The organism is Polymorphospora sp. NPDC050346 (assembly GCF_040655695.1).
Taxonomy (GTDB): domain Bacteria; phylum Actinomycetota; class Actinomycetes; order Mycobacteriales; family Micromonosporaceae; genus Polymorphospora; species Polymorphospora lycopeni.
Map to the genome: position 1 here is coordinate 18,925 of NZ_JBFAKM010000054.1, position 17,670 is coordinate 36,594.

Genomic DNA, 17,670 nt, shown 5'->3' on the forward strand with positions numbered 1-17,670 from the left:
CCGGCAACCGTGCCCGGTCACCCCCACAAGCCTCCTACGGCCGACGGCATCGGCATAGAGGGCCGGGGAAAACCGGCCGGTCACCCACCGGCGGGCGCGGGCCCGTTGTCGACCAGCCGGAAGCTGTCCGCCGGTGGCGCGTCACCCAACTCCTCCAGGATCAGGCCGTGCTGCGCCGAGCCCCGCAGGAGCGCCCCACGGTTGCTGATCTGGAACGTCGGCGTGTCACCACCACCGGTGGTGGTGATCTCGAACTGCTGGCCCGGCTCGTCCTGCTTGCAGGCGGCTCCCTCGACCGAGAGCGGCTGGGTGTTGCGCGGGTTGCGTACCTGCCAGCAGACCGCCTCACCCGGCCCGGAGCCGTGACTGCGGCCGTAGTACGCCTTGATCAGGTACAGCCCGCCGTCCAGCGGGGTCGGCACGAACAACTGCCGTCCGCTGTCGTCGACGGCCTCGGTCAGGCGTCCCTCGTCGCTCAGCGACACACCCGACTCGAACGCGTCGACCCGCACGATCGTGACCTGACGGGTGCCGGACAGGACGGCCGGGGTGGCGGTCGCCGCCGGCGCGGACGGTGACGTGGAGGTCTCCGCCGGGGCGGCGGTGGAGGTCGGGGCGCCGGTCGGCGCCGGCGTGCCCGAGGCGTCCGGGGTCGTACCCGCGCCACAGCCCCCCGCCGCCGCGGCCAGCACCATCAGCCCCGCACCAGCGAGCCATCTGTTCACCGACATGCTCAAAGCTCCTCTCCCCATCGTGCCCGGCCGGCCCGGCCGTCGCGCCTGCGCCGACATCGACCGACATACCCGTGCGGCGCGAAGGCATGCCGCCCGGTCACGATCACGTCGGAATCGCCCGGCGATGCTACCCAACGCGACGCGAGCCGCTGGTAGCGTGAGTCCACAGAAGAATTCGCCGCATCGGCGGCGAACATCCTGATTCGCGGCCACGGGCTCCGGGTACAGCGGGCGTGCGTCATGCGGTACGCCCGGTCCGATCAGTATCGCCATCGCACAACCTGTGAAGCGAGCGTCCGTCCTGGATGGACGGCCGTTCGGCGGGAACTATCGGGGAGGTTCGGCACGGTGTTGTCACGACGTTCTCTTCTGGCCGGCGCGACCGGTCTGGGGGCGACCGCGTTGGTCGGAATGGCCGGCACGGGTGCCCACGCGGCCGAGCCGGCCGCGCGCCCACGGCGCATCCCCCGCACGCTCGCGCGCCGGCGCACGGGAATCGCGAGCCGGACACGTACGGACGCGGCGGAGTTCACCCTGACCCACCTGTCGGTCGCCACGACGGCGGCGGCCGCGGTTCGCCTGCGGGACCGGTCCGGCTGGGGCGACTGGCTACCGCTCGACTCGTGCGCGGCGGGGCGCGACGACCGGCCGGCGACCGCCGTACGGCGCGGGCTGCTCGTCGCACCCGACGTCACCGGATACGAGGTGCAGACCAGCGACGGCAGCCCGGCGACCGTCACCGAACTGAACACGGTCGACGGGCCGGCCGGGCCGGTCGCCGCCGCCGCGACCGACCGGATGCCGCCGGAGACGGGCCGCCGGGGCCGGGGGGCGCGGAGCCGGCGGCGGGACTGCCCGGTGCCGGCATACCTGTCGCGGGCGGCGTGGGGTGCCGACGAGTCGCTGCGCTTCGACGCCGGGGGCAACGAACTGTGGGTGCCGGCCTACTATCCGGTGCAGACGCTGACGGTGCACCACACCGGGGTGTACGAGCACAACGACGACCCCGATCCGGCCGCGACCGTCCGCGCGATCTACCACACCGACACGGTCTACGACGGGTACGGCGACATCGGCTACCACCTGCTGGTCGACGAGGCCGGCCGGGTCTACGAGGGGCGGGTGTCCGGCGCCGACGGGCTGCCCGTCTTCGGCCCGGCCCCGTCCCCCGACGGCAGGCCGCAGATGTCCAACGGGGCGCACGTCGGGCAGTTCAACGCCGGCAACGTCGGCGTGGTGCTGCTGGGCCGCTTCACCGCCCGGCAGCCCACCCCGGCGGCCCGCGACTCGCTGGTGAAGGTGCTGGCCCTGCTGTCGTACGTCTGCGAACTGGACGCCGCCGGCCGTACCCGGTACGTCAATCCGGTCAACAACCTCGCCGGCGTGACCGACGTGATCTCCGGGCACCGCGACTGGGCGGCACTCGGTGCCGGTGCCACCGAGTGCCCGGGTGACGCGTTCCATCCGACGCTCGCCTCCGTACGCCGCGACGTCGCCGACCTGCTCGGCCGGTGACCCGGCGCTGACCGGTGGCCGACGGTCGGCAGGGCGGGCGGGCCGCCCGGCTCACGCCGGTGCCGGCCTCGCCCGCCGGGAGCCCGACCAGCGCCGCCGGCACGACAGCACCACGATGATCAGGATGATGGACGGCAGCGGGAGCGGGTGGCCGAGGACGAGTGCGATCGTCAGCTCGGCGAGTCCACCCAGGACGGTGGCGACGAAGATCCACGCCGGTCCGGTCGACGCGCCGGGCCGGCGGCCGCCGCGGACCGTACCCCATGGTTTGCGCACCGACAGCCAGCCCTGGAACGCGATCGCGCCCGCCATCAGCGCGGTCCCGACGACCGGCGCCGGCGTAGGACCGGCGGTGAGCGAGGTCGTCAGCGCCGGTGACAGCACGAAGATGCCGAGATACACCTGGACCATGCTGATGGTGAACTTGGTCAGCACCCACCAGTGGACGAAGAAACCCCAGGGGGTGGCGGCCGCGAGGACGATGCCGGTGCAGGCCGACACCCCGGCCATCGGGGCGAGCAGCCGGCCGTCGATCCGGTGCGCCATGGACGTCGCGGCGTCGCGGACCGCGACGTCGTCCGCCGCGAGACCGACCGCGAGCAGCACGCACAGGGTCATGGCCTGCGCCATCCAGCCGACCGAGGTCAGGGTGTGCAGCCAGACGGTTAGTTGACGCCAGCGTTTCACCACGGGTCCGATCGTCACAGCCGGCGTGCCGGGCGGCCATCGGAGGAAACCCGGGAATGGGCCCCGGGGTTCCCCCGGATGCGCGTCCCGCCGGGGCGGTCACGGCCGTACGGTGCCGGTGGCCCCGTCGACGGTGACGGTCGCCCCGTCCGGCAGCCGGTCCATCGCGCCGGGCACTCCGAGCACGGCGGGGATGCCCTGTTCGCGGGCGACGATCGCCGCGTGGGACAGTGCCCCGCCGGTCTCGGTCACGACGGCGGCCACGATCCGGAGCAGGGGTGTCCAGGCCGGGTCGGTGAAACGGCAGACGAGGATGTCGCCGGGGCGTACCCGCCCGAAGTCGCCGGGCCCGCGGACGATCCGGGCCGGGCCGGTGGCCGTACCCCGGCTGCCGGGCGTGCCGGCCAGCGAGCCGGTCGGTGCCGGGGCGGCCGGTGGTGCGGGAGGTGGCGTGGCGGTCACCGGGCGCGCCTGGAGCAGCCAGATCGTGTCCCCGACGGCCGCCCACTCGATGTCCTGCGCGCCGCCGAGCAGCGCGGCCACGGTACGGCCGAGCCGGGCGAGTCGTACGGCGGCAGCGTCGTCGAGGACCGGCCGGTTCCGGGCGCCGGCCGGGACCTCGCGTACGGCGACCCGGTCCTCGTGCCGGTCGAGGCGGGTCCGCTTGTCGGCGACGGAACGGGCGACGGTGTCCCGCGCGTCCACCCGGTACGTGTCCGGTGTGACGCGGCCTTCGACGATGCTCGGGCCGAGCCCCCACGACGCCTCGATCACGGTCGGGCCGGGGTGCGCGGGATCGGGGGTGAACATGACACCCGACACCCCCGCGTCCAGGTGCCGCTGGACGATCACCGCCATCTCCGGGGATGCGGTGTCGTCGGTGGACCGGTAGGCGGCGGCGCGCGGCGACCACAGCGACGCCCAGCAGGCGCGTACGGCGTCCGTCACGGCCGGCGCACCGCGCACGGCGAGGAAGCTGTCGTGCCGGCCGGCCGCGGATGCCGTGGCCGTGTCCTCGTTCGTGGCCGACGACCGCACCGCCACCGGCGGGTGGCCGAGGGTGGCGAGCGCGTGGGCCAGCAGGTCGGGGAGGTTGGGCGGCATCGGCGTGGCCGCCACGGCCCGCCGGGCAGCGGCGAAGCCCTGCCCGGCGGCGAGCCGCGCGAGGTCGAGGTCGCGGGTGGCGGCACGGTAGGCCGCGCGGGGCACGACGACGCCGGGCGGCACCGGCAGGCCGGCGCGGATGAGCGCGCCGAGCGTGCCCGCCTTGCCGCCGCAGGTGTCGACCGTCGCGTCCGCGAGGGGTACGAGCATCTCCCACCTCTTCAACACAATGTTGACAATAGGACGTTGATGATGCAGGGTCACGGCATGCCACGCAAGCAGGACACCGGAGACGCCGCCCGCGCCGACCAGCGCCTGGCCCAACGCGAGCGGGAGGCCCGCGACCGCCTCCTCGACCTGGGCGCGGACGCCCTCGCACCGCGCCCGTGGCGTCCCCCGCCCGTGCCGGCGTCCGCGGTCGATCTCGCGCAGTTCGCCCTCTGGCGGTCGTCGGACCTTTCCCGGGAGGGCATCCTGGCCGCGCTCGCCCTCCTGCCCGCCGCGCGGGCCGAGGTCGACCAACTCGAGGCCGGTCTGCTGTTCGCGGCCCGCACCGCTGGCCTGACCTGGGCCGAGATGGCCGAGACGATGGGGCTCGGCTCACCCCAGGCGTGCCAGCAGCGGTACGGTCGCCTCACGACCAGGCAGGACTCGGCATCATGACCCACCACTCCCCGCCGGACCTGCTCGTGCTGCACGCGGTGCGGCTCCGGGGCTTCGCCGACGCACCGGCGCTCGCGTCCCGGTTCCGGCTCGACCCGCGCACGACCGAGGAGTCGCTGCGCGACCACGAGGCACACGGCCGGGTCACGCACACCGGCTTCGCCGGCACGTACGGCTGGTCACTCACCGAGGCGGGACGCGCCGAGAACGAACGCCGGCTCGCGGCCGAACTCGCGCACACCGGCGAAGCGGAGGCCGTACGCCGGGTGCACCGCGACTTCCTCCCCCTGAACGGCCTCCTGCGCCGCGCCTGCACCGACTGGCAACTGCGGCCGACGCCGGACGATCCGCTCGCCGCCAACGACCACACCGACCCGGAGTGGGACGCCGGCGTCCTCCACGAACTCGCCATCGTGGACCGCGCGCTCACCGCCGTCGTCGACCGGCTCGGGGTGATCCTCGCCCGGTTCCACGGCTACGACACGCGCTTCTCCGCCGCGCTGACCCGCGCCCGCGCCGGCGAGGTGGCCTGGGTCGACCGGACCGACGTCGACTCCTGCCACCGGGTGTGGTTCGAACTGCACGAGGACCTCCTTGCCACGCTCGGAATCGACCGTGGCAAGGAGGCTGACGCCGTCGCCCGCCTCCGTTAGTGCAGGCGGGTCTCGATGGCCTCGATGATGCGGGGCCGGAGTTCGGCGGCGCGGATGACGGCGTCGACCGAGCCGACCTCGACCGCACGCCGGATGTCGTGCACGCGGTCGAACTCCGTGGCCACCTCGCCGAGCTTCTCGGCCCGGACCGACGACCGGAGTTCGTCGAGTTCCGCGGTCAACGCGGCCCGGTCGGCGCCGGAGGCGGCCGCGGCCCGGGCCTCCAGATCACGTACGCGCGGGTCGGCCGCGGTGCGCGCGTTGACGTCGCCGGCGAACACCACCGCGGCGGCGGGGGCGCCGCCGAGCACCGAGGCGAACGAGCCCTCCAGCGCCAGCACGGTCATGTTCGGGTTCAGCGCCTTGGAGAACACCACGAACGCGCCGCCGTGGTACCGCGAGATCACGCAGAACACGATGGGCCCACGGAAGTTCACGATCGCGCGCCCGATCTCGGCGCCGTACTCGAGCTGGAGCTTGCGCATCGACTCCGGTGAGCCGTCGAAGCCGGACAGGTTTGCCAGCACCACCAGTGGCCGGTTGCCGCTGGCCGCGTTGATCGCCCGCGCGGCCTTCTTCGACGACTGCGGGAAGAGGGTGCCGGCGGTGTAGGTGTCCGGGCCGTCGGTGGGCGGGAAGCCGCGCCGCGGCACCGCCCGGGACTCGATGCCGAGCAGGCACACCGGCATGCCGCCGAGGTGCACGTCCTGCACCACCGCCGTGTCCGCGTCGGCCATGCCCGCCCAGCGTTCCAGCACCGGGTGGTCCTGGTCGGACAGGGCCCGCATCACCGTACGGATGTCGAACGGCTTCTTGCGGTCCGGGTTGGCCGCGGCGGAGAAGATCTCGCCGACGGTGGTGAAGTCGCTGCCGTCGACGGTGTGCGGGAAGTCGGAGACGTCGCGGTCGACGGGGTCGGTGGTCACCGACCGGCGCGGCGCCGTCTCGCCGGGTGCGACGTACGTGTGGTCGTAGTACGACATCAGCAGGTCGCGCGCGGCGCCGAGGTTCGGCGCCCAGTACTGCGCCTGCCCGTTGGGACCCATCACCCGGTCGTAGCCGCCGATGCCGAAGTTGTCCTCGGCCGACACCCCGCCGGAGAAGTCGAGCGACTGCTTGCCGGTGAGCACCATCGCCGAGTCCGGCGTCATCACCAGGATGCCCCGGGTGTGCATCAGCATCGTCGCCTCGGCGTTCCAGTACGGCTGGGCGCCGACGGTGATCCCGGCGACCACGATGTTGATCTCGCCGCCGTCCTGGGTGAACTCGACGATCCGCTTGAGTGCCGCCGCCACCCAGTCCATGTTCTCGGTGCCCGACTCCATGGAGATCCGGGCGCCGGCGGACAGCGCGTACCACTCCAGCGGCACCCGCATCCGCTCGGCCAGGTCGAGGGCGGCGATCACCCGGCGGCACTCCGGTTCGGACAGCGCGCCGAGCGACTTCGTCGGGTCGCCGAGCAGCACGACCCTGGTGAGGCCCTGCGGGTGTCGCCGGGTCGGCGTGGTGACGACGCCGGCGACGATGGCCGCGGTGTTGCGGCCCTTCGGCCGGTCGACCGGCACCAGCGCATGGTCGTCGTCGAGGTCGTGTTCGACGAAGTCGCCGAGCAGGCCGGTCAGCTCGTACGGGTAGACCGCGTTGCGGCTGCTGGCCCGCAGCACCTTCTGCCGGTAGCCGTCGAGCGGCTCGACCGGTTCGTCCGACGGCTCGCCGACGGTCAGGGTGGTGCCGCCGGTGGCGTGGAAGGAGATCCGCATCGCGATCGGGACCAGCTCACCGGTCTGCGGGTCGCGCTGCCGCGCGATGAACTCGATCTCCTCCAGTCCGGCGCCGGCGGTCGTCGGCAGCACCCGCCCGGCGATCATCTCCAGCTCGGCGCGGGTGATGTCGCTCGGCGGCCAGACGTAGAGGACGATGCGGTTGGTGTTGAAGCGGTTCTTCGACGGCCGTCGCGCCTGGGCGCGGCGGATCGAGTCGAGGCAGGTGGCGATGGTGTCCTCGGCGGTGGGCAGGGCGACCAGCCGACCGTCGTGCTCGCGCAGTTCGGTCAGGTCGCGTACCTGGGCGAACGCGACCAGCCGGTCGTCGGACGGGTTGCCGCGCGCCACGCACTGGAAGAGGTAGACCTCCTCGTCGGAGGACGGCAGCCGGGTGAGGTCGAACTTGCTCAGCCGCTCCATCCGCATCCGCTGCGCGATGTAGGGGTGCAGGCCGCGGATCAGCCGTTCCTCGGCCATCCCGGTGGTCGAGGGGCGGAACGTGAAGTGCTGGTGCATCACGGTGCCGCTGCGGCCGGCGACGGCGACGGTGAGCCGGCGGACCTGTTCGGGCAGCGGGTGTGCGCTGACGACGTCGTGCAGCGTGCCCGCCATCGCCTCGGAGTCGGTGGGCTGGTTCTCCCAGGCGAGGTAGATGTCGGCGTCGATGGCGTCCTCGCCGCCCGCCAGTTCGGCGAGCCCGTGCAGCGCGCTGCCGAGCGCCTCGTAGCTCACCGCCGCGGAGACCACGGACGAGCCGGCGCGTTCGGCGACCACGAACGCGCAGCCGGCGACCTGCCTGGTGCGGACGCTGGTGAGTCCCTTGTTGCCGTAGTAGCGCCGGGTCAGCACCTCCAGCATGACCGAGTTGTCCAGGTCGGCGCGGGCAAGCCGCTGGCCGAGCAGCCGGACCAGCGGCTCGGTGCTGCGTACCATCTCGGCGACGCGTTCGGCCCGGTCGGCCGAGTCCGGGTGGGCGTCGAGGTGGCGCAGGTGCCGGCGGACACCGGCGTAGACGAGGGCGCGGTTGCGGCGCAGCAGCGGCTGGCCGAACCAGGCGAAGACCACGCCGCGGGCCAGGTCGGCGATCACCGGGAAGCGCACCTGGGTCGCGGCGACCAGCCGCTCCAGCGCGAGACCGGCCGGCTCGCGCAGCGTCTCGTCCGGCGGCGGCTCGCGCAGCCAGGCCCGCAGCAGCGTCGCCACGACGGTGGCGTCGGCGGCCGCGCGCTGCTGGGCGAGGAAGATCCGGAAGACCGCGGCTTCGAGGTCCGGGCAGCGCTCCAGTTCGGCGACGCCGTAGTGCCCGAGCGCCTTGGCGAGCTTGGTCTGGAACCTCTCCGGCACCCCGGCCCGTTCGACGTCGAGGCTCTGCAGGTAGGTGTGGAAGTATTCGCGGGCGCTGTGCACGTGGCTGTCGTCGCCGCCGTCCTCGCCCGCCGGCCGGTTCCGGCTCAGCTCGGCGAGGTCGGCGAAGACGTCGAGGAGTTCGAGTTCCTCGGCCAGCGGCCGGTGGCCGTCGTCGGTGGCCGCCCGGCGCGCGACGAGGTAGTCGTCGAGCACCCGGCGGTCGTCGTGCGGGTCGACGTCGAAGCCGAGCAGCAGGCTGCGCAGGTCTTCCCGGCCCCGGCCGGCGCGCTCGCGGGCCGGGATCCGCTCGGGGGTGGCGGGCAGATCGAGTTCGACGGAGCCGGTGGTCGAGGTCTCCTCGGCCTCGGCGTCGGCGAGCGGCTCCAGGCGCAGCAGTGGGGCGCCGGTCTCCACCTGGCTGCCGACGGAGACGACACATTCCTTCAGCCGTGCCTTGAACGGCGCCCGCAGCACCGTCTCCATCTTCATGCTCTCCAGCACCAGCACCGGTGCGCCCGCCTCGACCTCCGCCCCGACCTCCAGCGGCGTGGCGACGACCAGGGCGGGCATGGACGAGCGGATGACGCCACCCTCGTCGCGGCTGACCCGGTGCGTGACGCCGTCCACCTCGACCAGGTGGACCGGCCCGTAGGTGCTGGTGAGCAGGCGGTAGCGGGTGCCGTTGACGACGGTCTGGCCGGTGTGCCGGTCGAAGCGGTCGAGTTCGACGTCGGCGGTGCGGACGTCGTCGCCGGCCTCGATGCCGACCCGGAACCGGTGGGCGCCGATCCGGGCGACGCGTACCCGGTATCCGGCGCCGCGCAGCTTGAGGTCCAGGGGGCGGCCGCTGGAGTGCCGCACCTGCGGGCGCCCGCCGAAGGCGGTGGACAGCAGCCGCTGCCGCTCGACGCGTTCCTCCTCCTCGTACGCCTCGATGGCGGCGGCGGCCAGCGCGACGGCGGAGTGCCGGTGCGAGACGAGCCGGCCCTCGCCGCGTACGCGGTCGATCCAGCCGGTGTCGGCGCTGGCGTCGATCACCTCGGGCTGGTCGAGCAGGTCGAGCACGAAGCTCTTGTTCGTCGCGCCGCCCTCGATGATCACCGTGGTCTGTGCCATCGCGCGCCGTAGCCGGCCGAGTGCCTCGTCGCGGTCGTGGCCGTACGCGATGATCTTCGCGATCATCGAGTCGAAGTCGCCGGGGATGGTGTCGCCCTCGCTGACCCCGGTGTCGACGCGGATGCCGGGCCCGGCGGGCAGGTCGAGCCGGGCGATGCGGCCCGGGGAGGGCGCGAAGTCGCGGTCGGGGTCCTCGGCGTTGAGCCGGGCCTCGATGGCGTGCCCCCGCTCCACCGGCGGCCGGCCTTCGAGGCGACCGCCGGACGCCACCCGCAGTTGCGCCTTGACCAGGTCGAACCCGGTGGTTGCCTCGGTGATCGGGTGCTCGACCTGGAGCCGGGTGTTGACCTCGAGGAAGGCGAACAGCCGGTCGCCGGGGTGGTAGAGGAACTCGACGGTCGCCGCGCCGCGGTAGCCGACCGCGACGGCCAGCCGTTCGGCGGACGCCTTGAGTTCGGCGGTCTGCTCCGGGCCGAGCACCGGCGACGACGACTCCTCGATGACCTTCTGGTTGCGCCGCTGTACGGAGCAGTCACGGACGCCGAGCGCCCACGCGGTGCCCTGGCCGTCGGCGATGACCTGGACCTCGACGTGCCGGGCGCCGGTGACCAGCCGTTCCAGGAACACCACGCCGCTGCCGAACGCGCGGGCGGCCTCCTGGCTGGTGCGCTCGTAGGCGTCGGCGAGTTCGGCCGCGTTGTTGATCACGCGGATGCCGCGCCCGCCGCCGCCCGCGGTCGCCTTCAGCATCAGCGGGTAGCCGATGTCGGCCGCCGCCGCCAGGGCGGCCTCGACGCTCTCGACCGCGCCGCGGCTCCAGGGGGCGACCGGTACGCCGACCTCCTCGGCGATCAGCTTCGCGCCGATCTTGTCGCCGAGCTTGCGCATGGCGTCCGGGCTCGGCCCGACGAAGGTGACCCCGACCCGCTCGCACAGCTCGGCGAACGCCGGGTCCTCCGCGACGAAGCCCCAGCCGACCCAGGCGGCGTCGGCGCCGGTCTCGACCAGGGCGCGCTCCAGGACCTTCAGGTCGAGGTACGGGCGCGCGGACGCGGGGCCGAGGTCGTAGGCGATGTCGGCCTCGCGTACGAAGGTGGCGGTGCGGTCGACGTCGGTGTGCAGGGCCACTGTCTCGATCCGGGTCCCGGTCTCCGCGGCCAGCTCGCGGACGGCGTGGATGAGGCGCATCGCGGCCTCACCACGGTTGACGATGGCGACGCGGTTGAACACCCGAGCGAGCCCTTCTGTAGACCGACGATGTGCGTGCCGCGACACTGCGGCCCCCGGCAGTGTTTCACCCTTCCGTCTACGAGCTGGCAGCGCCATGTCGCAAACACTGCACACTTCTCAGCTTCCGTTGTAGGAAACATCCAAAGGCCGGCACGTGGCCACCCGATCGCTGGACGGGGCGGCGACGCGGAGTCACCCGCCCGGGCGCCGGCTCCGCGCCGGGTAGGCCCGGCGGAGCCGGTCGAGCATGCGGGCGACGATCCGCCGTACGTCGTGTTCGTCGAGCGGGCGGGTGGCGTAGGCGTCGGTCAGCGCGAGACCGTTGAGCATCGCGGTGACCGTGGTGGTCTCCAGCCGGATGTCCTCGTCGGACGCGTCGGTGCCGGCCAGGGCGGCGCGCACGAGTTCACCGATGATCTGTTCACCCGCGGCCTGCGTCCGGGAGATCTCGGCCCGCAGGTGCGGCACCGTGCGGGCGCGCATGAGGTATTCCAGGTAGGCGACGTTCTCCCGGTGCGGGACCCGGCGGAATGCCACGGGTCTGCTGACGTACGAGGGCTGGGGCCACGGCGTCTACGACCGGAGCGACTGCACCCGCGACGCCACCGACGCGTACCTGATCGACCTGACCGTGCCCCGCGACGGAACCCGCTGCGCCGCCGTCGAACCGGTCGTCGCCCCGATGTCCGCGCGGTGAGCCGGCCGGCGCCGGACCCGACCGTGGTCGGGTCCGGCGCCGGGAAAGGTCAGGAGACGTACGTCCGCCCGCCCAGTTCCCGCCAGCCGAGCACGCCGTACCAGATCATGACCGGAAGGTGCAGGACGTAGCCGACCTGCTCCAGCATCGGCGATGGGCCGGCCGTTCCGGTGGTCCACGGCAGGACGACCGCGGCGAGACCCGACAGCGCGGCGACCGCGCCGGCACGGCGGAGTCCGGCGGGCAACGTGGTGAAGAACGTGGCGGACGCGACGGCGGCGACCCAGAGCAGCCCGGCCAGGTTGACCATCCACTTGGCGACGAGCATCACCGCCCTGGCCACGGTGATCGCCGCCGGGTCGCCGGGGTCGGCGGCGAGCTGGGTCAACGCCAGGTTTCCGGCGTCGTGCAGCAGTCCCGCCAGCCCTGCGGCGGCCAGCAGCCCGGCGGGCAGCAGCGCGAGGTGCGGGCCGGTCACCCGCGTGCGGGCGGCCATCAGGAGGCCGGCCCCGGTCAGCGCGAGCCAGCCGATCACGTCGAGGCCCAACTCGAGCAGGTGCAGCCCGGGACGGGCGTTCACCGCGGCGAGCGTGGCGGCCGGGTCGGCCGGATTCAGGGTCAGTCCGGATGGCACGACGATGACGGCGGCGGCGACCATGGTGGTCAACGAGGTCAACAGCAGGAGACCGGTCAGTCGTACGGCCGGTGCACTGTGGTGGGTGGACGTCATGGCCGCCGACGCTAGAACCCTGACGTAGGGCGAAGGTCAAGCCGCGAGGAGGACGACGTGTGGCGCATCGGGCAGTTGGCGACCATGACGGGGGTTTCCGACCGCACCCTGCGTCACTACGACAGCATCGGATTGCTGGTGCCGGCGGCCGTGGACCGGGCCACGGGTTACCGGTGGTACGGCGTGCCGGAGCTGGCCCGACTGGAGCGCATCCGCGGACTGCGCCGCCTCGGCCTGTCGCTGCGCCAGATCACCGACCTGCTGGACGCGCCCGACGACCAGCTCCGGCAGGCGCTGACCGAGACGGTGGACGCCCTGCGGAGGGACATCGCCAGCCTGACCGAGACCATGGCCGCCGCCGAGGACCGGCTCGCCGCCGACACCCCGATCCTGCCCCGGCGGTCCCGGGTGGCCGCGCGCCGCCTGAACGTCCGCCGTCTGCGGGTCGGCCACCCGGCCGAGCTGGCCACGCTCTGCCCCACCCCCTCGACGGTCCTGCTGACCTGGCTGACCGGGCATCCGGCCGGTGGCTTCGCCGCGGCCGTGGCAACCGGTCGCGGGGGTGAGAGTCTCACCCTGCCCGGTCGGGACGTGGTACGCGTCGTCGTGCCACCCGGGCACGGCGTGGTCCGCGCCGGGCAGGACCTCTTCGACTGGCTGCACCGCAACCGTCTGGCGGTCACCGGCCCCACGCTGGAGGAACGGCTGGTCGACGCCGACGGCGCCAGCGCCACCGTCCTGGAGGTGCCGGTGCGGCCCGTGGCCGAACCCGCCATCGACGCATGACGGAGCGACCGGTTACCGACTTGTTGGGCCGGGTCGGGTCCACTAGCATTCCGCGCATGATCATTCAGTTCATGCGCCTGCGTTCCGCCTGAGGCGGCGCGCCGTGCCGGTCGTCCATCGACCGGCTTTCGGCCGACCCGGCTGAGCCCCCGCGCGAAGCGGGAGGCCCGGGTCGGTCCACGTCGTGTCGCCGCCGGACGGCATCTTTCCTCCGACTCGACAGGACTCCTTCACATGCGTAAAACAGCTCATGTCGCCATGGTCGGCAGCACCACGCCCAGCCACGTCTACCCGTCCCTGGGCCTGATCCGGGAACTGGTCGACCGCGGGCACCGGGTCACGTACGCGGTCGGCGAGCCACTCACCGGCCTGGTCACGCCGACCGGGGCGGAGCCGGTCGCCCACCCGTCGATCCTGCCGCAGGGCGACACCGCCTGGCCGGAAGACCCCGGTACGGCGATGCGGGTCTTCCTCGACGAGGGCATCGCCGTGCTACCGCGCCTGACCGCCCGCTACGACACCGACCGTCCGGACCTCGTGCTCTACGACATCGGCGGGCTGCCCGGACCGCTGCTGGGCGCCCGCTACGACGTACCGGCGGTGCAACTGTCGCCCGCGATGGTCGCCTGGGACGGCTACGAGGAGGACATGGCGGAGTTCATCACCGCCCTGGCCGCCTCGGAGTCCGGACGGAACTACTACGCCACCTTCGACAGGTGGCTGGCCGACAACGGCATCCACGAGGACGCGCGGACGTTCCTGAACCAACCGGCCCACGTGCTGGCGCTCATCCCACGGGTGATGCAGCCGAACGCCGACCGGGTGCCGGAGCACCGGGTACGGTTCGTCGGCCCGTGCCTCGACCCGGCCCGGCTCGCCGAACCGGGCTGGGCGCCGCCGGACAGCGGGCGCCGGGTCCTGCTGGTCTCCTTCGGCACGGCGTACAACGACCAGTTGCCGGTCTACCGGGCCTGCCTGGACGGGTTCGCCGACTCGCCGTGGCACGTGGTCATGGCCATCGGCGACAAGGTCGACCCGGCCGACCTGGGGCCGCTGCCGGACAACGTCGAGGCGCACCGCCGCGTACCGCAGCTGGCGGTCCTGGCCCACGCGTCGGCCTTCGTCACCCACGCCGGCATGGGCGGCTGCACCGAGGCGCTCTGGTTCGGCGTACCCACGGTCGCGATCCCGCAGGCGGTGGACCAGTTCGCCAACGCCGACCGGCTGGTCGAGGCCGGGGTCGGCCGGCGGCTGCCGGCCGAGGAGGTCACCGCGCGGACGCTGCGCGCGGCGGTCGACGCGGTCGCCGACGACCCGCGGCTGCGGCACCGCCTGGCCGAGGTCCGGGCCGAGGTACGGGCGAACGGCGGCCTGCGGCACGCGGCGGACGCGGTGGAGGCGTTCCTTCCCGGGCGCTGAGCACGGTGCGGGGCCGCCGGTAGGTGGCGGGAGGTCCGGCGGCGCCGTGGGCGCCGCCGGCACCGCCGACCAGAGCCGCTACCGGTGGCCCGCTGCCAGATCAACGACACCCGACCACAATACATCGAACACCCTCTATGCTCGCCGTTACCTCGACCGCGCGACCACGCGTGTCGGCGCACGAACGGAGAGATGGCCATGGCCGCTGATCGCACCCTGCCCACGCTCCACTTCCACCGGCTGCGGGCGGTGCTCCTCGCCCTCGGTCTCGTACTCGGCCTCGCCGCACCCACGCTGGTGGTGACTCCCGCGTCGGCCCAACCGACCACGCAGGCCCGCGACCCCCTGTGCTGGGCCGACGGATTCAGCGAGCCGCCGGGCATCGGCCGGCCGCTCGCCCTGACCTGGTCACGCATCGGCAACCGGTCCAACGGCGGCTACACCTACCGCTACTGGATGGTGCAGGAGGTGAGCGCCACGTCGAACCTCTACTACCAGCGGAGCCTGGTGGCCAGGTGCTCCGGCGACTCGCTGATCTCCACCACGACGATCACCGCGACCAGCGGGACCGGCACCCAGGCATGCACCAGTCCCGGTGACATCCACCTACCGGTGGGGAGCACCGAGCGGTTCGTCGGCCAGCGCGTCGCGTACGTGCGATCGTCCCTCGTCTTCACGTACACGTTCCGGTACTGGCACCGGGAGGCGCTGTCGATCGCCACCCTCCAGTGGTTCTACCAGTCCAGCGGTGTCGTCATGTGCTGACCCACGCGGCGGGACGAACCGCCACACCGGCGAGCGCGAACGCCGCTAGTGTCGCGGCATGACGGAATTCATCGGCGATGATCTCAGGGGTTCGCGGTTCGAGCGGGTGAACCTCAGCGGCGCGCGGATCCTCGCCAGTGACCTGAGCGGTGCGAGCCTGCGCGGCGTGGCGATGACCGGCGTGGTGATGCGCGGCGTCGAACTGGTCGACGTCGACATCTACGGCGAGATCGCGAACCTGACGGTCAACGGCGTCGACGTCGGGCCGCTGATCGACGCCGAACTGGACCGGCGGTACCCGGACCGGGCCAAGATGCGCCCGACCACGGCCGCCGGCTTCCGGCAGGCGTGGGACACCGTCGAGCGGCTCTGGGCCGGCACCGTCGCACGGGCCCGACGTCTCGACCCCGACCTGTTGCACGAGTCCGTCGACGGCGAGTGGTCCTTCGTCGAAACCCTGCGCCACCTCGTGTTCGCCACCGACGCGTGGGTCAGGAGGGCCATTCTCGGCGACCCGGCCCCGTGGGATCCGCTGGGCCTGCCCTGGGACGAGATGCCGGACACGGCGGGAATCCCCAGGGACCGGGCCGCACGCCCCTCGCCGGACAGCGTCCTCGAACTGCGCCGCGACCGGATGTCCACCGTCCGCGAGGTCGTCGACGGCCTCACCGACGAAACGCTCGACGGCCACACCCGGCCGGTGGTGGCACCGGGGTGGCCGCCGCCGGACAGTTTTCCGGTGCGGGAATGCCTGCTGATCGTCCTCAACGAGGAATGGGAACACCGGCTCTACGCCGAACGGGACCTCGCCGCGCTCGAGGCGCGCGACTCATAACGCTTCGTCGCGGTGGAGTTCCCCGGTGCCGCCCCCGACGACGCGACGGAACCGGAGAGCGAGGACAAGCGCGAGTGCGACCAGGGCGACGCTGGCCCACACCGGTCCCGACCGGCCGGCACCGGCGGTGAGCGTCGCCGCCGCGATCGCGGGCCCGGCGGCGGCTCCCACGTTGAGGGCGGCGGTGGCATAGGAGCCGGCCATCGTCGGGGCGCCGGTGGCCTCGTAGAGCACCCGGGTGATCAGGGTGCTGCCGACCGCGAACGACAGCGCCCCCTGGGTGAACGCGAGGCCGAGCAGGGCCACCGGTACGTCGGCGGTGAGGCCGAGTGTGATCCAGCCACCGAGCAGGAGTGGGCCGCCGACGGCGACCACGACACCGGGGTGCCGGTCGGCGAACCGGCCGGCGACCGTGACACCGGCGAAGCAGCCCAGACCGAACAGGGCCAGCACGGTCGAGATCCACAGTGGCCCCAGCCCGGCGACGTCGGTGACGACCGGGGCCAGGAAGGCGAAGGTGGCGAAGGTGGCGGCGTTGACCAGCGCACCGAGCAGCAGGACCACGACCAGTCGTGGTCGCCGCAGCCGCGTCAGTTCGTGTCGCAGGAACGGGCCGCCCGGGTCGCCGGTGCGGCCGGGGCCGGCGGGGATGCCCCGCACCACCGCGAGCGCGGCGGGCAGCCCCAGCAACGCGACGGCCCAGAACGTCGCCCGCCAGCCGTGGAGGGCACCCAGCAGTGCCCCGCCCGGTACGCCGACGACGGTGGCGACGGTCGTACCGGCGAGCAGGACCGACAGGGCGCGTCCCTTGCGGTCGGCGGGAACGAGGTCGGCGGCGGCGGTGAGCCCGACCGCGAGAAAGCCGGCGTTCGCGAACGCCGCCACGACGCGGGTGACGAACAGGACCGGGAAGCTGTCGGTGAGCGCGCCGACGACGTGCGCGGCGAGGAACACGCCCAGGAATCCCAGGAGACTGATCCGGCGCGGCCACGTACGGGCCAGGGCGGCCATGAGCGGCGCGCCGACGATCATGCCGACGGCGAAGGCCGATGTCAGCAGTCCCGCGGTCGCGACGGATACGCCGAGGTCGGTGGCGATGTCCGGCACCAGGCCGGCGAGCATGAACTCCGAGGTGCCCATGGCGAACACGGCCACGGCAAGCAGGTAGAGCGGCAGAGGCATCGAGTACTCCGAGGTGACGAGAGATGGTGGGACGTCATCTCGGTCACCGCGTGGGCAGGGCCCGGCCCCGAACGCCACCCGCCGGTGCGGTCCGCGCCGGCGGGTCGAGGTTTCGGTGGTTCAGGGGGCTGACGGGTGACCGAAAGCCCCCACCCTGGATGCCTCAGGACTCGACATGCGGCCCATGTTACGTCACCGGTGCGCCCGGGCGGTCCGGCGTCGGGCCGTGGCCATCGCAGAGGTACGGCCGGTCATGGGCGCGGCTGTGCCGGCATGTCCGGGATCGACATGCCGGCACAGTTCACGCACCCGCGGTCAGTGGTTGGCGAGGCGGTGGGTGGACCAGCCATGGCCGATCTGGGCCGGTGCGGCGAAGGTGCCGTCACCGTCCCCGGTCCACCGGATCAGGGTGTTGTCGCTCGCCTTGACGCCGACGATGTCGGC

Annotated in this window: 14 protein-coding genes and 1 pseudogene; 8 read left to right on the forward strand and 7 right to left on the reverse strand. The window is 73.2% G+C overall.

Annotated elements, in window-relative coordinates; all coding sequences use genetic code 11:
- Positions 1-80: 80 nt before the first annotated feature.
- Positions 81-731, reverse strand: coding sequence for a hypothetical protein (locus AB0I42_RS34055; protein ID WP_357543877.1), 651 nt, complete (start codon positions 729-731; stop codon positions 81-83).
- Positions 732-1,082: 351 nt separating this feature from the next.
- Between AB0I42_RS34055 and AB0I42_RS34060 the strand changes: the two genes are divergently transcribed.
- Positions 1,083-2,249 (forward strand): peptidoglycan recognition family protein, encoded by a 1,167-nt coding sequence (locus tag AB0I42_RS34060; RefSeq protein ID WP_357543878.1) that lies wholly within the window; start codon positions 1,083-1,085, stop codon positions 2,247-2,249.
- 51 nt (positions 2,250-2,300) lie between these two features.
- Here AB0I42_RS34060 and AB0I42_RS34065 read toward each other — a convergent pair whose 3' ends face one another.
- Positions 2,301-2,939 (reverse strand): hypothetical protein, encoded by a 639-nt coding sequence (locus tag AB0I42_RS34065; protein WP_357543879.1) that lies wholly within the window; start codon positions 2,937-2,939, stop codon positions 2,301-2,303.
- Positions 2,940-3,035: 96 nt separating this feature from the next.
- Entirely contained in the window at positions 3,036-4,250 is a 1,215-nt protein-coding gene (locus AB0I42_RS34070; RefSeq protein ID WP_357543880.1) for a PEP/pyruvate-binding domain-containing protein, read from the reverse strand.
- Positions 4,251-4,307: 57 nt separating this feature from the next.
- Here AB0I42_RS34070 and AB0I42_RS34075 point away from each other — a divergent pair, with 57 nt between their 5' ends.
- Positions 4,308-4,703: a DNA-binding protein gene (locus tag AB0I42_RS34075; protein ID WP_357543881.1), complete on the forward strand. Its 396-nt coding sequence runs from the start codon at positions 4,308-4,310 to the stop codon at positions 4,701-4,703.
- Positions 4,700-5,356 (forward strand): transcriptional regulator, encoded by a 657-nt coding sequence (locus tag AB0I42_RS34080; RefSeq protein WP_357543882.1) that lies wholly within the window; start codon positions 4,700-4,702, stop codon positions 5,354-5,356. Before AB0I42_RS34075 ends, AB0I42_RS34080 begins: the two co-directional genes overlap by 4 nt.
- Here the strand turns inward: AB0I42_RS34080 and AB0I42_RS34085 are convergent.
- Together AB0I42_RS34085 and AB0I42_RS34090 are read right to left on the reverse strand one after the other, a co-directional pair.
- Positions 5,353-10,812 carry a carboxyl transferase domain-containing protein gene (locus AB0I42_RS34085; protein WP_357543883.1) on the reverse strand — a complete coding sequence of 1,820 codons (5,460 nt, stop codon included), beginning with the start codon at positions 10,810-10,812 and terminating at the stop codon, positions 5,353-5,355. The genes AB0I42_RS34080 and AB0I42_RS34085 overlap by 4 nt on opposite strands.
- A gap of 192 nt (positions 10,813-11,004) precedes the next feature.
- Positions 11,005-11,349 (reverse strand): TetR family transcriptional regulator C-terminal domain-containing protein, encoded by a 345-nt coding sequence (locus AB0I42_RS34090; protein WP_357543884.1) that lies wholly within the window; start codon positions 11,347-11,349, stop codon positions 11,005-11,007.
- A 4-nt stretch (positions 11,350-11,353) separates the two neighbouring features.
- On the opposite strand from AB0I42_RS34090, the pseudogene AB0I42_RS34095 reads away from it, so the two are divergent.
- Positions 11,354-11,509, forward strand: a pseudogene (locus AB0I42_RS34095) (alpha/beta hydrolase); the annotation flags it as partial.
- A 49-nt stretch (positions 11,510-11,558) separates the two neighbouring features.
- On the opposite strand, the gene AB0I42_RS34100 reads toward AB0I42_RS34095, so the two are convergent.
- Positions 11,559-12,239, reverse strand: a complete 681-nt coding sequence (locus tag AB0I42_RS34100) for a hypothetical protein (protein WP_357543885.1) — start codon at positions 12,237-12,239, stop codon at positions 11,559-11,561.
- 57 nt (positions 12,240-12,296) lie between these two features.
- Between AB0I42_RS34100 and AB0I42_RS34105 the strand changes: the two genes are divergently transcribed.
- The 4 genes from AB0I42_RS34105 (at position 12,297) to AB0I42_RS34120 (ending at position 16,044) form a co-directional block, all read left to right on the forward strand.
- Positions 12,297-13,025 (forward strand): helix-turn-helix domain-containing protein, encoded by a 729-nt coding sequence (locus AB0I42_RS34105; protein WP_357543886.1) that lies wholly within the window; start codon positions 12,297-12,299, stop codon positions 13,023-13,025.
- A gap of 234 nt (positions 13,026-13,259) precedes the next feature.
- Positions 13,260-14,444: a macrolide family glycosyltransferase gene (locus AB0I42_RS34110; RefSeq protein ID WP_357543887.1), complete on the forward strand. Its 1,185-nt coding sequence runs from the start codon at positions 13,260-13,262 to the stop codon at positions 14,442-14,444.
- 198 nt (positions 14,445-14,642) lie between these two features.
- On the forward strand, positions 14,643-15,209 hold the full coding sequence (locus AB0I42_RS34115) for a hypothetical protein (RefSeq protein ID WP_357543888.1): 567 nt from the start codon (positions 14,643-14,645) through the stop codon (positions 15,207-15,209).
- Between the two features lie 58 nt (positions 15,210-15,267).
- A complete protein-coding gene (locus AB0I42_RS34120; protein WP_357543889.1) occupies positions 15,268-16,044 on the forward strand; it encodes a DinB family protein in 777 nt (258 codons plus the stop codon).
- Here the strand turns inward: AB0I42_RS34120 and AB0I42_RS34125 are convergent.
- Positions 16,039-17,226 carry a Cmx/CmrA family chloramphenicol efflux MFS transporter gene (locus tag AB0I42_RS34125; RefSeq protein WP_357543890.1) on the reverse strand — a complete coding sequence of 396 codons (1,188 nt, stop codon included), beginning with the start codon at positions 17,224-17,226 and terminating at the stop codon, positions 16,039-16,041. The genes AB0I42_RS34120 and AB0I42_RS34125 overlap by 6 nt on opposite strands.
- Positions 17,227-17,670: the final 444 nt, after the last annotated feature.

Excerpts from the sequence above, each read along its gene's own strand:
- AB0I42_RS34120 (WP_357543889.1), top strand. The coding sequence starts at position 15,268 with ATGACGGAATTCATCGGCGATGATCTCAGGGGTTCGCGGTTCGAGCGG.
- AB0I42_RS34075 (WP_357543881.1), top strand. The coding sequence starts at position 4,308 with ATGCCACGCAAGCAGGACACCGGAGACGCCGCCCGCGCCGACCAGCGC.
- AB0I42_RS34125 (WP_357543890.1), bottom strand. The coding sequence starts at position 17,226 with ATGCCTCTGCCGCTCTACCTGCTTGCCGTGGCCGTGTTCGCCATGGGC.
- AB0I42_RS34110 (WP_357543887.1), top strand. The coding sequence starts at position 13,260 with ATGCGTAAAACAGCTCATGTCGCCATGGTCGGCAGCACCACGCCCAGC.
- AB0I42_RS34080 (WP_357543882.1), top strand. The coding sequence starts at position 4,700 with ATGACCCACCACTCCCCGCCGGACCTGCTCGTGCTGCACGCGGTGCGG.
- AB0I42_RS34070 (WP_357543880.1), bottom strand. The coding sequence starts at position 4,250 with ATGCTCGTACCCCTCGCGGACGCGACGGTCGACACCTGCGGCGGCAAG.
- AB0I42_RS34100 (WP_357543885.1), bottom strand. The coding sequence starts at position 12,239 with ATGACGTCCACCCACCACAGTGCACCGGCCGTACGACTGACCGGTCTC.
- AB0I42_RS34055 (WP_357543877.1), bottom strand. The coding sequence starts at position 731 with ATGTCGGTGAACAGATGGCTCGCTGGTGCGGGGCTGATGGTGCTGGCC.
- AB0I42_RS34115 (WP_357543888.1), top strand. The coding sequence starts at position 14,643 with ATGGCCGCTGATCGCACCCTGCCCACGCTCCACTTCCACCGGCTGCGG.